We start from the raw sequence: 13,451 nt of genomic DNA, 5'->3' as shown, positions 1-13,451 counted from the left end.
CATTTTTTTAAAAATTTATTGTTGCACCAAACGTGTAAATCTTAGGTGTAGGGAATTGTCCTCTGTTTGTTGGTCTAAAATTAGACTCAGGATCCCAACCTCTAAACTTCGTAAATGTTAATAGATTCTCTCCTTGTAAATACAATCTCAATGATGAGATAGGAGTATTTTCAAGAAACTTAGCTGGCAAATTATAAGCGAACGTAATGTTTCTTAATCTTAAGAAGGATGCATCTTCTAAGTATCTATCAGTTGAATTGATATAATTCACACTTGAAAATGTAGAACCAACTCTTGGTACATCAGTAATATCACCTGGTTGCTCCCAAGCGTTAAATACTGTTACAGATCTGTTTCTACCATTATTAACCGAACCTACAGATACTTCTTGTAAATCTGCATAATCCAAGTTATTTAACCATACATCAGCAACAAAAGACCATTGTGTTGTAAACTCAAATCCTTTATGTCTGATATCTGTTCCAAAACCACCTTGCCATGTAGGGTAGAATGATTTGTCAAGGAATACTCTATCGTTAGCAGCATCTAATGTTTCTGTCAGTGTAACACCATCAGCTTTTAAGAATAATGGATTACCATTAGATGGGTTAACACCTGCATATCTTACTAAATAGTAAGATCCTAATGCTTGTCCTTCACCTAAAGCTGTAGATCCACCTGTGTTTACCAATCCGTTTGTAGATGGTGGTAATTGCTCGATAGTATTTTCGTTATACGATCCGTTAGCATTAACAGTTACTCTCCAATTATCATTATTTACAACTCTATAGTTTAATGCTAATTCTACACCTTCATTTACTAATGAACCGATGTTCGCTTGAATTGAAGCTGTCGCATTAATTAAAGATATTTGATTGTTTTGGAATAAATCGTCTGTTGTTTTATTGTACACATCTAAACTACCACTAAGTCTGTTATCCAACACTGCGAAATCAAGACCAATATTAGTTTGTGTAGTTTCCTCCCATTTTAGATTAGTATTTTCTAATTGAGTTACTACAGTAGATACAGAACCATTATATCCAGTTCCTGCTGTATATAAACTTCTCGTTAAGTTTAAACCTCCATAGTATCCACCAGTAATTCTATCATTACCAGATAAACCATGTGAAGCTCTTAATTTTAATAAATCAAAACCAGATGATTCCATGAATGCTTCTTCACTAATATTCCAACGTCCTGAAACAGACCAGAATGTTCCCCAAGCATTATCACCAATAAATCTAAATGAATTATCACGTCTAATACCTGCAGAAACAGCATACTTACCATCGTATTCATAATCTAATGTTCCAAATATTGATAAGTTACCCACTTCACTTGTAAATGAGTTTACTACTGGGATATAAGGATTAACTAATACACCATTCGCCGGGTTTGGCTCTGTAGTTGTTCCTGGGATAAATGATGAACCAGTACCTACAAGTCTTGGATCTATACCTGTTTGATCAAAATCAAGTCCATCTAAAAATCCTCTAGAGTATTCAAAATAAGCTGTTGCCGTAACATCATGCTTTTCATCAAACACATTAGAATAACTAATAGAAGGTGATAAATTAAGTCTGAAATCTCTAGTATAAGTTTCTTCATGAATTCCACCAAACTGTGCTTGGTTACCAATAACATTTGCTTGGAATGGTCCAAGAATACTATTTGGATGTAAAATCTCTAATCGTTTTTCTGTACTTAAATCTGCACCAAGTTGAACTCGAGCGTATAAGTTTTTAGCAAAGTTCCAACTAGAATTTAAAGATGCTAGTATTTTAATTTCCTCTTCACGGTCAGTATTTAATGCAATACTATTAAGTAATACGTAAGGGAAGTTCGTTGCACCATTAGATAAAATAGCTCCAGCATCACCAGGTGTAATACCACCATCGATTGTTTGAGAACCATCTGCGTTAAATACACTTAAATAAGGAAGACCTTGAAGTGCAGCACTAAATGGGTTAAAGAATGTAGCTCCACTACCTGCATTATCAAGTTCGTTTGTTTCTGAAAAAGCTAACGACAAGTTAAATCCGTAGTTAAATTTATCATTTTCTGTTTTTCCATTGAAGTTATTTCTTAATGAAAAACGTTGGAAGTCAGATCCAACAAAAATACCATCTTGATTAAAATACTGAAGCGATGTAAAGTTATTAGAATTTTCACCACCTGAAGTAATTGTTAAATCATGTGATTGTGTTTTACCAGTTCTAAAGAAAACATCCGTCCAGCTAGTATTTGCTTGACTTGCTATTGCCGCGATTTCAGCATCGGTTAAACCAACACCAATTCCTGCGCCATTAGCTCTTTGGAATTCTAGAATTTGTCTAGAGTTTGTTAATTCAAATGGTTGATCTTGTAATTCAGAATTTCCGTAAGCCGAGGTATATCTAAACCTTAAACTTTCGTTGTACCTTCCCTTTTTAGTAGTAATTACGATGGCACCATTTGCCGCTCTGTTTCCATAAATATTCGCTGCACCCGCATCTTTTAAAACAGAATATGTTTCAATGTCATTTGGATTAATACTTCTGAAGTTATCTTCATCTACTGGAATTCCATCTACTATAAATAGTGGTTCGATGTTACCATTAATTGATCCTGCTCCTCTAAGTATGATAGTACTATCATTACCAGGTTGTCCAGAACCAGTTGCAATATTTAAACCAGCCACTTGACCTTGAAGGTTTTGTAATGCAGATGCATTAGCCCTATCTTCAAGAATTTCAGCTTTTACTGTACTAACAGCGGCAGTGTTCTTTTTTAATGATGATACATTACCATATGCAACAACAACAACTTCATCTAAAGTGTTGTCTGCAGACATAATAAGATCAATTGTACTAGATTCTCCAATTGTTCTTTCTACAGTTTGGTAACCTACATACGAGAAAACCAAAATTTCCCCAGTGCTGGCTTTAATAGAATACTGTCCATCAAAATCAGTCTGTTGACCTCTTGTTGTTCCTTTAACAATTACAGTAGCTCCAGGCAATGGCAAGCCATCATCCGCAGATGTAATTTTTCCTGTGATAGTCCTCTCTTGTGCAAAACTTGATGTAACACTTAAAAACAAGAGCACTAACACTAGACCATAATTTTTTACTTTCATAAGCTTAAATTTTAATTATTACGATATTAGTTATAGTGCAATTGAGAAAGGCAGGCAGCGTTGTTATTTTTAAAGACTAATTCAAAATAATTACTCAGTATGAAATTAAAGTTAACATGGATATTTCATAAATATAGTAAGGCAACGACTGCCTAGCCTTGCAATTGCTGATGTAAAAAAAGAGAAGAATTACACGAACAGAGGCAATTCCGATAATAGTTTACCACTTCCCGACCCACTCTTACTATATAATTCAGCCATGTGAAGAATGTTAAAATTTAAGTTAAATTAACATATTGATTATCAATTTTTTACAGCAATTATATGATTTATTAATAGAACAAATTTTATATGAAAAACTATACAGATATTCTAAAACACTTGCAAAAAAAGGCTCTTACTACTACATAAGTATTCAATTAGACCTAATGTCAATTCAAACACTAATATGATGATTACAGGTAGGTATATTCTTTCCGATTATAAAAGAACTAGACATAAAATGTGGCACATTTCGTCTTGATAAACTTAAACAGAAAAGAAACGAAGAAAAAAAATAGGCTAATTGCCTATTTACTATCTTATATATATATAAGTATTATAAAAAAGTGAAGTTAAACTGCTCTTACTTGAGATGCCTGAACTCTATATTGAGTTGGTGTAATTCCAGTTCTTTTCTTAAAGGCACTATTAAACGTAACCTTATTGTTAAAACCAACTTCATATAATATTTCTGAAACGGTCATTTTCTGTTCTTCGTTTAATAATAGTTCTTTTGCTTCTGCAATTCTAAAGTCATTTAAAAAATCGAAGAAATTTTCATTAAAGTGCTCATTAATAATCTGGGAAGTATTGTGCTTGGTCGTACCAAGAATCTCAGACAGCTGATCCAGATTCAAATTATTGTTTTTATATACTTTCTCATCAACCATGAGTTCAATCAACTTTTGTTTTAGTTCTGCTGCCAAACTTGGAATTAATCCAGACTTCTCATACTTAATGGCTGTAAAAGCTCCAACCACATTAAAGCCCCAAAATATTTGTGGCTGTACTAAACCAAACACGCCAATCAATATAATAGATGCAGAAATAATTAAACAAATCACATAGTCCCATCCATCGCGATAGAAAAAGTCAAAATTATTGAGTGTCGAATACAAAACAAATGAAAGCACAAATCCTGCATAAGCATACATCATATAATTTAACCACTTCACAACATTTGCACCTACATGATCTTTAGCTTTCTTCACCAATTTATAGATTAAGATCAAATAAATAAGCATTTGAGCATTTTTCACCCACTCATACCATAGAATATCCATGGCAACATTATAGATTTGATTAGCAGGGTCGAGTAAATGAAATGACGCATAAAATGCAAAACCAATTAAAAACAGACCTAAATGCGCAAGTTTAAACTTTAGAGAATATTTGATTTTAAATAAATCTTTCACGTAAAATAATAACAATGGCCCCAGGGCAAACATGATTGGAATCCAGAGTTTTCTGAAATAGATAAGTGGATATTCGTATAGAAAACGACTTTTGTAACCTACATAGAATAACAATATAAATGAAAAGGACAACACGAAAAGTCCTAAGTTTCTATTGGCTTTAGTATTCCCCTTTTTTCTAAAGAACAAGATGAGAAACAACAAAATACCTTGAAGTGCAATAAAGAAAAAGAAGCCAGTCCATCCATTTAATTTTGGTCTATATAAATCCAGTAATTTCATAAAAGGCACGCTATCACTCAATCCGCTAAACGCCTCGCTTCTAAACATTTCTGGCTTAGCATTCCTTTGTAAGGCTTTTTCAACATAAGCCAATGCCGCTTCTTTATTATTAAGGTTTAATTCAGTCCTTGCCAAATGAAAGTAAAGAACAGATTTTTTGTAATAGCCATTAACCTTAGATTTAATAAGACTATTTCTTGCCGATAAATAATCACCTACTTGATCTTCGCACAGGGCTTTTAAATACCAAAAATCTGCAGAATTTACATTTAGTGCAATAACGTTATCCGAAATTGGAAGAATATCTTTTGAAGTACCATTCTCATAATTGCTTTCTAATATAGATAATATATCTCCTTCCTGTGCCTGTAAATTGACACAGAATAAAGAAACACAAATCAGAAAGCCTTTAAGGAACTTCATAGGTTTTTTATTTTCAATTTACTAAAGTTCTCACAAAAAGTGTTAACAATTTCGGAAAAGAAGTAAATCCCGATGTAAATTTACCTTGTTTAACACATTTTAACACTAATCTTCACAATAAATTCAACTCTTTTTGGATTTAATTTTCTTAATATTTTGTTAATATAATACTCAATACTCTAGATCGGGCAACCCTAGAAATACTCTAAGATAGCATTTGACAAGTATTTTCTTATTTTCGCATTATGATCAAAGAAATCCAACTCCGTATTACACTTCAAGAAGAGCGAAAACCAGATATTTTGATCACCAAAGCCTCTGAATATTTTAATGTTGATAAAACGGCAATTTCTGGGGTAAAAATACTTCGGAAATCGATAGATGCCCGTAAAAAAAGCATCATATTAAACTATAAAGTAGCGGTTTTTATTAATGAACAACCAACCGACGAAATAGCATATAAATTCAATTATAAAGATGTAACTACAGCAAAACCAATTCATATTATCGGATTTGGTCCTGCCGGAATGTATGCAGCCTTACGTTGCCTAGAATTAGGTTATAAACCAATCGTTCTAGAGCGTGGAAAAAATGTTCAAGACAGACGTCGTGACCTTAAAGCCATTAACCAAGATCATATTGTTAATGAAGACTCCAACTATTGCTTTGGAGAAGGAGGCGCTGGCACTTATAGTGACGGTAAGCTATATACACGAAGTTTAAAACGTGGAGACGTTAGAAAAATTTTCGAAAATCTTGTGTATCATGGAGCTACTAATCAGATCTTAGTTGATGCCCACCCTCACATTGGCACCAATAAACTACCCAAAGTAGTTAAAAACATACGTGAGACCATCTTAAAATTTGGTGGTGAGGTACATTTCGAGACTAAAGTCGTCGATTTCAATATAAGAGATAAGCGCATCGCATCGCTTGTATTAAAAAACGGAGAAGAACTTGATGTCAATCAGGTTATCTTAGCAACAGGTCATTCTGCCCGCGATATTTATTATTTATTGGATAAGAAAAAGGTTCAGTTAAAAGCTAAGTCATTTGCTATGGGCGTTCGCGTAGAACATCCGCAAGACATTATTGATGGAATCCAGTATCACTGTCGTGGTGAAAAAAGAGATGAATTATTACCTGCCGCTGCCTATAGTTTGGTGCACCAGGTCAATCATAGAGGTGTATACTCATTTTGTATGTGTCCAGGTGGATTCATTGTTCCTGCTGCCACGGCAAATGGAGAAATTGTTGTTAATGGTATGTCTCCATCCAAACGAAATAACGAATTTGCTAATTCTGGAATTGTTGTAGAAATTAATGCGGACAGAGACTTGTACAAATATGAAAACCATGGAGCTCTAAAAGGATTAGAATATCAAAAAGATCTAGAACGTTTGGCTTTTACCGCAGGAGGACGATCGCAAACAGCACCTGCGCAACGTTTAACAGATTTTGTTGAGGGCAAGTTGTCTTCTAATTTAAACCCTACGTCTTATCAACCAGGGCTTAAATCTGCTCCATTACATTCCCTTTTTCCAAAAATTATTGGAGGCTCTTTACGAAAAGGTTTTAAATCTTTTGGAGAAAAAATGAAAGGCTATTATACATCAGAAGCCAACATTATTGGCGTAGAATCAAGAACATCATCTCCAGTAAATATCCCACGAAACGACCAACTATGTCATCCTGAGATATCAAACCTATTTCCTTGTGGAGAAGGTGGCGGATATGCAGGTGGAATTGTCTCAGCTGCGATGGATGGTGAGCGCTGTGCAGAGGCTGCAACTGGTCATTTATAAATTTAATTTGTCTTTATCTCATTCTTATTGGTTTAAAGATATTATTCCTATTTTTGTCGCATAAAATTTGATAACAATGAAAGCATACGTTTTTCCTGGTCAAGGAGCTCAATTTTCTGGAATGGGCCTAGACTTATATGAAAACTCACCATTAGCTCAAGCGCTATTTGAAAAAGCAAACGATATTCTCGGTTTTTCTATTACAGATATTATGTTCGAGGGCTCTGCCGAAGATTTAAAAGAAACTAAAGTTACACAACCTGCTATCTTTTTACATTCTGTAATTCTAGCTAAAACTTTAGGTGATAATTTTAAACCCGATATGGTTGCTGGACATTCTCTTGGAGAGTTCTCTGCTTTGGTTGCTAATGGCGCTTTAAACTTTGAAGATGGATTAAAACTAGTTTCCCAACGAGCACAAGCCATGCAAAAAGCATGCGAATTGCAACCAAGCACTATGGCAGCAGTTTTGGGATTAGATGATGATATCGTAGAAAAAGTTTGTGCTACGACAAATGGTATTGTGGTTGCTGCAAATTATAATTGCCCAGGCCAGTTGGTTATTTCGGGAGAAATTGATGCTATTAACGCGGCTTGTGAAACACTAAAAGAAGAAGGCGCAAGACGCGCTCTTGTACTTCCTGTAGGTGGTGCATTTCACTCTCCTTTAATGGAACCTGCACGTGAAGAACTAGCAGCGGCTATAGAGAACACACAATTTAACACACCAAACTGTCCAATTTATCAAAATGTAACAGCTTCGGCGGTGACTGACGAAAATGAGATTAAAGTCAATTTAATCTCTCAATTAACAGCTCCAGTACGTTGGACTCAATCGGTTCAGCAAATGATTTCAGATGGCGCAACTCTTTTTACAGAAGTTGGCCCTGGAAAAGTGCTTCAAGGGCTTGTTAAAAAGATTAATAGAGAGACAGAAACAGCTTCAGCAGCTTTAGAATCTAACGCTTAATTTATATGAAGTTATCTAGAACTGCCGGAATACTCTTACTTACAGCATTTAATGTTGCAATAGATCAGATTTCAAAAATTATTGTTCGGGCTAATATTGTGCCCCGAACCAAAACAGATCCTGGCGAAAGAATTAACGTTATTGGTGATACCTTCATTATGATGAATGTAGAAAATCCTGGCGCATTTTTAGGTATGGGAAGTGATATGAACCCAACGCTTAAACTTTTATTATTAAAGTTGCTGCCAATTGCCGTTTTGGTATATCTGATATACTATATTATAAAAACTAAAACTTTAGACAGACTCAGTTTAATTGCTTTAAGCTGCATTGCTGGAGGTGGAATAGCAAATGTATTTGATCGTGTTGTTTTTGGTTCTGTTACAGACTTCTTTCATTTAGATTTTGGTGGTGTTTTTAGAACTGGAATTTTTAATGTAGCAGACATGTCGGTTACATTCGGAATGCTCATACTCGCTTATGTTGCATTCTTTTCAAAAAAGAAAAAAACACAAACTGCATAAAAAAAAGGTCTCGTTTAAACGAGACCTTTTTTTTATAATATGTTTTTAGATTAGTCTTTATAAATTTTGCCATCTTTCATTACAAAAACAACATCCTCCATCGTAGATATATTTTTAGTAGGATCGTCATTAACGGCAATTATATCGGCTATATAACCTTCTTTTAACTGACCTAATTCACTTCCCATTCCCAATAGCATTGCATTGGTAATCGTAGCACTTTTAATAGTTTCCATTGCAGGCATTCCTGCTTCAACCATGTACCCGAATTCCTTTCCACTATTACCATGTTTAAACACTCCTGCATCGGTTCCAAAAGCAATGTTCACACCTTTTTTATAGGCTCTTCCAAAAGTACCTTGAATTTGAGGACCTACTGCTAATGCTTTAGGCACAACAATATCTGGGTAAAACCCTTTTATTTTCGCTTTCTCCTCTACTTCCTTTCCTGCGGTAATTGTAGGAACTAAATACGCATCATGCTTTTTCATTAACTCCATAGTTTCATCACTCATATAAGTACCATGCTCTATGGTTTTAACACCTCCTAGAATGGCACGTTGCATCCCTTCATCTCCGTGGGCGTGTGCCGCTACGTGCATACCATAATCTCTTGCTGCATCACAAATTGCTGTCACCTCTTCAACCGTAAATTGCGGATTATCACCACTCTTTGCCACACTCAACACTCCTCCTGTTGCTGTAATTTTTATTAAATCTGCTCCGTTTTTATAGCGTTGTCTTACGGCTTTTTTGGCATCATCCACACTATTAACAACACCATCTTCTGGTCCTGGATCATCAAGAAGCCCTTTTTTGGCTCCATTTGTAAAATCGCCATGCCCACCAGTAGAACTAATAATTTTTCCTGCGGTAAATATTCTAGGTCCTTCAATTTTTCCACCGTTTATGGCATTTCTTACCGAAATATTAACTCCGGTTCCCCCAAGATCTCTAACGGTTGTAAATCCTGATAAAAGGGTCTCTTTGGAATACACTACCGAATTAAAAGCAATATCAGATTCGTTTAAGATAAAGCGCTCCAAACGCGTTCTTGGCCCAAATTCTTGTTCAATATGTACATGCATATCAATAAGTCCTGGCATGACCGTTTTATTCTTTAGATTAATCACTATATCTTCTCCTGATTTCGTTGAACTATATCCATTTTCAATAGCTATAATTTTAGTTCCAGAAACGATAATCGTTTTTTCTATTTCAATGGTTCCTGTTTCCGTATCAATAAGTTTTCCGCAATGTAAATAGGTGTTTTGTCCTAGTACTGTGAATGTCAGTAAAAGAATGCTAAGTTGTATTACTTTTTTCATTATAAATGGTTATAAATTCCTAATATGTTTTTCCCAATTCCATGCAGATAGCATAGCATCATCAAGCGTTAATTGTGATTTCCAACCTAAAATTGAATTCGCTTTTTTAGTATCTGCATAGGCGCTAACAATATCACCTTCTCTTCGAGCGGTCATTTTATAATTTAAAGATTTCCCTGAAACTCTTTCGAAAGACTTAATAACTTCTAACACCGAACTTCCTACCCCTGTTCCAATATTAAAGGTTTCAAAATTTGAATCTTGTCGACCATTCATTAGACGTTGCAAAGCAAACACATGAGCTTTTGCTAAATCAACAACATGAATGTAATCTCTTATGCATGTTCCATCTGGTGTTGGGTAATCATCACCAAAAACGGATAAATACGATCTTAATCCAGCCGCCGTTTGTGTAATATAGGGAACTAAGTTCTGAGGCACACCAATGGGTAACTCTCCTATTTTTGATGAAGCATGAGCACCAATTGGATTAAAATATCGTAAGGCGATAGCATTTAAATCTAAATTTACCTTGCAAGTATCTCTTATAATTTCTTCACCAATTTGTTTTGTATTTCCGTAAGGGGATTCTGCAGGTTTTATAGGAGCATTTTCTGTGATAGGCATTTCATCGGCCTGACCATAAACTGTGCATGATGAGCTAAATATAAAACTAGACGTTTCTAAACCTAAAATCTCATTTAACAAATAAATAAGCGTATTGAGGTTATTTTCATAATATAAAAGTGGTTTATTCACACTTTCTCCAACGGCTTTATTCGCAGCAAAATGAATAACACCGGCTATATCATTATGTTTTCTAAAAAAAAGTTCTACTGAAGATTTATCTTTTAAATCTAATTTTTCAAAAATCGGTTTTTGGTTCGTTATAGAAACAATTCCATTTAAAACATCAATAGATGAATTAGATAAATCATCTATAATAACCACCTCAAAACCTTCGTTTTGTAGTTCGACAACAGTATGCGAACCTATAAATCCAAGTCCACCAGTAACTAGAACTTTTTTCATGTTCATGTTATGAATTAACGAAATTTATAACTGTTGACGTAATAAATTCAATTTGTTCGTCATCTAATTCGGTATGCATAGGCAGTGAAATCACTTCTTTGACTAACTGATTAGTAACTTCAAAATCTGCTTCATTATATCTTGAATCTTGATATGCTTTTTGGCGATGCAATGGAATTGGGTAGTATACACCACATGGGATTCCATTGTCATTTAAATGCTTAACCAATGCATCTCTATCGCTGTTCAAAATACGTAATGTGTATTGATGAAATACATGACAATCATCTGATTCATATATATTTGAACACTTATTCTTTCCAGAAGGAACAATAATATTCGCTTGTCCCTCAAAAGCCTTGCTATAGGCTCTTGCTGCATTTTGTCTGGCCTTATTATAAGTATCTAAATGCTGCAATTTAATATCTAAAATCGCCGCTTGAATCGAATCTAATCTCGAATTTACACCAACAACGTCATGATGATAACGCACATACATTCCATGATTTACAATACCTCTAATAGTGTGGGCCAAATCATCATCGTTTGTAAAAATGGCACCACCATCTCCATAGCAACCTAAATTTTTGGATGGAAAAAATGATGTAGACGCTACATGACCAATGGTTCCTGCTTTTACCTTACGTCCATCTTCATAGGTATATGAAGCACCAATAGCCTGAGCATTATCTTCAATAACATATAAGTCATTTGCATTAGCAATTTCCATGATGGCCTCCATATTGGCGCACATACCAAAGAGATGTACTGGGACAATAGCTTTTGTTTTTGGCGTTATGGCTTTTTTAATTGCCTCGATATCTATATTAAATGTTACAGGATCCACATCTACCAACACAGGAGTAAGTTGCAACAAGGCAATAACTTCTACGGTCGCGGCAAATGTAAAATCGGCCGTGATTACCTCATCACCTGGTTTCAAGCCCAATCCCATCATTGCTATTTGCAGCGCATCTGTACCATTAGCACAAGGAATTACATGCTTTACATCTAAATAATTTTCTAAATTTTTCTGAAAACCATGAACCTTAGGTCCATTAATATAAGCTGTAGACTCTAAAACATCTAAAACAGAACTATCTACTGCTTCTTTTATTTTACTATATTGACCTTTGAGGTCAACCATTTGAATTTTTTTCATACCCGACGAATTTACAAAATTCATTAGCATTAAGCAATGAATTTATTTGAAAGAACAGTATTTTAGCACGAACAAATTGTTTTGATATTGTATACAGCAGGCATATATATCCTTAGCTTTTTCCTAGAAGTTCTTGCATTCTTTAATCCTAAGATAAAACTTGGTGTAAAAGGACGTAAACAAACCTACAAGAACATTAAGAAAAAAATTGACTCAAAAGACAAAACAATTTGGTTTCATTGTTCGTCATTAGGCGAATATGAGCAAGGCCTTCCAGTGTTTGAAATATTGCGACAACGCTATCAGAAACATAAAATCATTCTTACTTTTTTCTCGCCATCTGGTTACGAAATTAGAAAACATTCCAAAATTGCCGATGTGGTTACCTATCTGCCATTAGATACCAAAGCCAATGCTAAACGTTTTTTAGACTTGATTCATCCCGATTTTACAGTTTTTGTTAAATATGATATTTGGCCCAATCTATTGCATGAGTTAAAACAAAGAGGTGGTCGCGCTATTTTAATTTCAGCTTTGTTTAGATCAAAACAATCTTACTTTAAATTTTATGGTGGTAAACGTAAAACAGCACTTTTTTCTTTCGAGCATATTTTTGTTCAAGATGAACAGTCTAAAACACTTTTAAGCTCAATTAATTACACGAATGTAACGGTTTCTGGAGATACCAGATTTGACCGCGTAAGTAATCAATTGTTACAAAGCAACACTTTGAATTTTATTACAGAATTCAAGGATGGTAGTACTTGTGTTGTTATTGGGAGTTCCTGGCAAGAAGATGAAGCTATACTCATTCCTTATATCAATGCTAATGCTTCGGAACATTTAAAATTCATCATAGCACCTCACGAAATTAAATCTGGGCACATAAAAGACATTACCTCTAAACTAGACGTTCCTACGGTTTTGTTTTCTGAAAAGGAAGGGCAACTTTTAACCTCATATAAGGTATTGGTTATAGACACCATAGGTCTTCTCTCTAAAGCGTACAGTTATGCTAATATTGCTTATGTTGGTGGTGCTATGGGACAAACTGGTTTACACAATATTTTAGAGCCAGCTGTTTTTGGTGTTCCAATTATCATTGGCAAAAACTACGATAAATTTCCAGAAGCCTTCGCTATGATTGAACAGGCGGGTGTAACTTCAGTAAAAGATGAAAACGATTTAAAAACGGTTTTGGACACTTTGATAACTTCAAATGAGTATCGCCATACTGAAGGTGATAAAAACGCCCAATTCATCCTTAAAAATAAAGGCGCAGTAGTCCAAATTGCAAACTACATTCGTATATAGTGCATTGAGTGAATATGGTGAAATCTTAATAAA

9 protein-coding genes are annotated in these 13,451 nt (G+C 34.6%); 4 read left to right on the top strand and 5 right to left on the bottom strand.

Features of this window, described 5'->3' with window-relative positions:
- Positions 1-7 precede the first annotated feature (7 nt).
- Together Q0893_RS06980 and Q0893_RS06975 are read right to left on the bottom strand one after the other, a co-directional pair.
- Positions 8-3,121 (bottom strand): SusC/RagA family TonB-linked outer membrane protein, encoded by a 3,114-nt coding sequence (locus tag Q0893_RS06980; protein WP_298900312.1) that lies wholly within the window; start codon positions 3,119-3,121, stop codon positions 8-10.
- Between the two features lie 614 nt (positions 3,122-3,735).
- Entirely contained in the window at positions 3,736-5,283 is a 1,548-nt protein-coding gene (locus tag Q0893_RS06975; RefSeq protein ID WP_299273793.1) for an AraC family transcriptional regulator, read from the bottom strand.
- Positions 5,284-5,528: 245 nt separating this feature from the next.
- Here Q0893_RS06975 and Q0893_RS06970 point away from each other — a divergent pair, with 245 nt between their 5' ends.
- From Q0893_RS06970 to lspA, 3 genes are all read left to right on the top strand, one after another.
- Positions 5,529-7,088 (top strand): NAD(P)/FAD-dependent oxidoreductase, encoded by a 1,560-nt coding sequence (locus tag Q0893_RS06970; RefSeq protein WP_299273790.1) that lies wholly within the window; start codon positions 5,529-5,531, stop codon positions 7,086-7,088.
- Between the two features lie 76 nt (positions 7,089-7,164).
- Positions 7,165-8,058 (top strand): ACP S-malonyltransferase, encoded by an 894-nt coding sequence (gene fabD / locus Q0893_RS06965; protein WP_299273787.1) that lies wholly within the window; start codon positions 7,165-7,167, stop codon positions 8,056-8,058.
- Positions 8,059-8,063: 5 nt separating this feature from the next.
- Complete coding sequence (lspA, locus tag Q0893_RS06960) at positions 8,064-8,582, top strand: signal peptidase II (RefSeq protein ID WP_298900316.1); 519 nt, start codon at positions 8,064-8,066, stop codon at positions 8,580-8,582.
- Positions 8,583-8,632: 50 nt separating this feature from the next.
- Here lspA and Q0893_RS06955 read toward each other — a convergent pair whose 3' ends face one another.
- The 3 genes from Q0893_RS06955 to Q0893_RS06945 are packed head-to-tail and all read right to left on the bottom strand — an operon-like array spanning position 8,633 to position 12,104.
- Positions 8,633-9,910 carry an amidohydrolase family protein gene (locus tag Q0893_RS06955; RefSeq protein WP_299273783.1) on the bottom strand — a complete coding sequence of 426 codons (1,278 nt, stop codon included), beginning with the start codon at positions 9,908-9,910 and terminating at the stop codon, positions 8,633-8,635.
- Positions 9,911-9,919: 9 nt separating this feature from the next.
- Positions 9,920-10,942, bottom strand: a complete 1,023-nt coding sequence (gene galE / locus Q0893_RS06950; RefSeq protein WP_298900318.1) for a UDP-glucose 4-epimerase GalE — start codon at positions 10,940-10,942, stop codon at positions 9,920-9,922.
- 7 nt (positions 10,943-10,949) lie between these two features.
- Positions 10,950-12,104 (bottom strand): DegT/DnrJ/EryC1/StrS aminotransferase family protein, encoded by a 1,155-nt coding sequence (locus Q0893_RS06945; RefSeq protein ID WP_298900319.1) that lies wholly within the window; start codon positions 12,102-12,104, stop codon positions 10,950-10,952.
- 81 nt (positions 12,105-12,185) lie between these two features.
- Between Q0893_RS06945 and Q0893_RS06940 the strand changes: the two genes are divergently transcribed.
- On the top strand, positions 12,186-13,418 hold the full coding sequence (locus Q0893_RS06940; protein WP_299273778.1) for a glycosyltransferase N-terminal domain-containing protein: 1,233 nt from the start codon (positions 12,186-12,188) through the stop codon (positions 13,416-13,418).
- Positions 13,419-13,451: the final 33 nt, after the last annotated feature.

Source organism: uncultured Psychroserpens sp. (genome assembly GCF_947494225.1).
Taxonomy (GTDB): Bacteria; Bacteroidota; Bacteroidia; order Flavobacteriales; family Flavobacteriaceae; genus Psychroserpens.
This window is presented reverse-complemented; position numbering and strand designations above follow the sequence as displayed.

What these genes read in the sequence shown, in the direction of transcription:
- fabD (WP_299273787.1), top strand. Translation starts at nt 7,165, where the DNA reads ATGAAAGCATACGTTTTTCCTGGTCAAGGAGCTCAATTTTCTGGAATG.
- lspA (WP_298900316.1), top strand. Translation starts at nt 8,064, where the DNA reads ATGAAGTTATCTAGAACTGCCGGAATACTCTTACTTACAGCATTTAAT.
- Q0893_RS06980 (WP_298900312.1), bottom strand. Translation starts at nt 3,121, where the DNA reads ATGAAAGTAAAAAATTATGGTCTAGTGTTAGTGCTCTTGTTTTTAAGT.
- Q0893_RS06955 (WP_299273783.1), bottom strand. Translation starts at nt 9,910, where the DNA reads ATGAAAAAAGTAATACAACTTAGCATTCTTTTACTGACATTCACAGTA.
- Q0893_RS06970 (WP_299273790.1), top strand. Translation starts at nt 5,529, where the DNA reads ATGATCAAAGAAATCCAACTCCGTATTACACTTCAAGAAGAGCGAAAA.
- Q0893_RS06975 (WP_299273793.1), bottom strand. Translation starts at nt 5,283, where the DNA reads ATGAAGTTCCTTAAAGGCTTTCTGATTTGTGTTTCTTTATTCTGTGTC.
- galE (WP_298900318.1), bottom strand. Translation starts at nt 10,942, where the DNA reads ATGAAAAAAGTTCTAGTTACTGGTGGACTTGGATTTATAGGTTCGCAT.
- Q0893_RS06945 (WP_298900319.1), bottom strand. Translation starts at nt 12,104, where the DNA reads ATGAAAAAAATTCAAATGGTTGACCTCAAAGGTCAATATAGTAAAATA.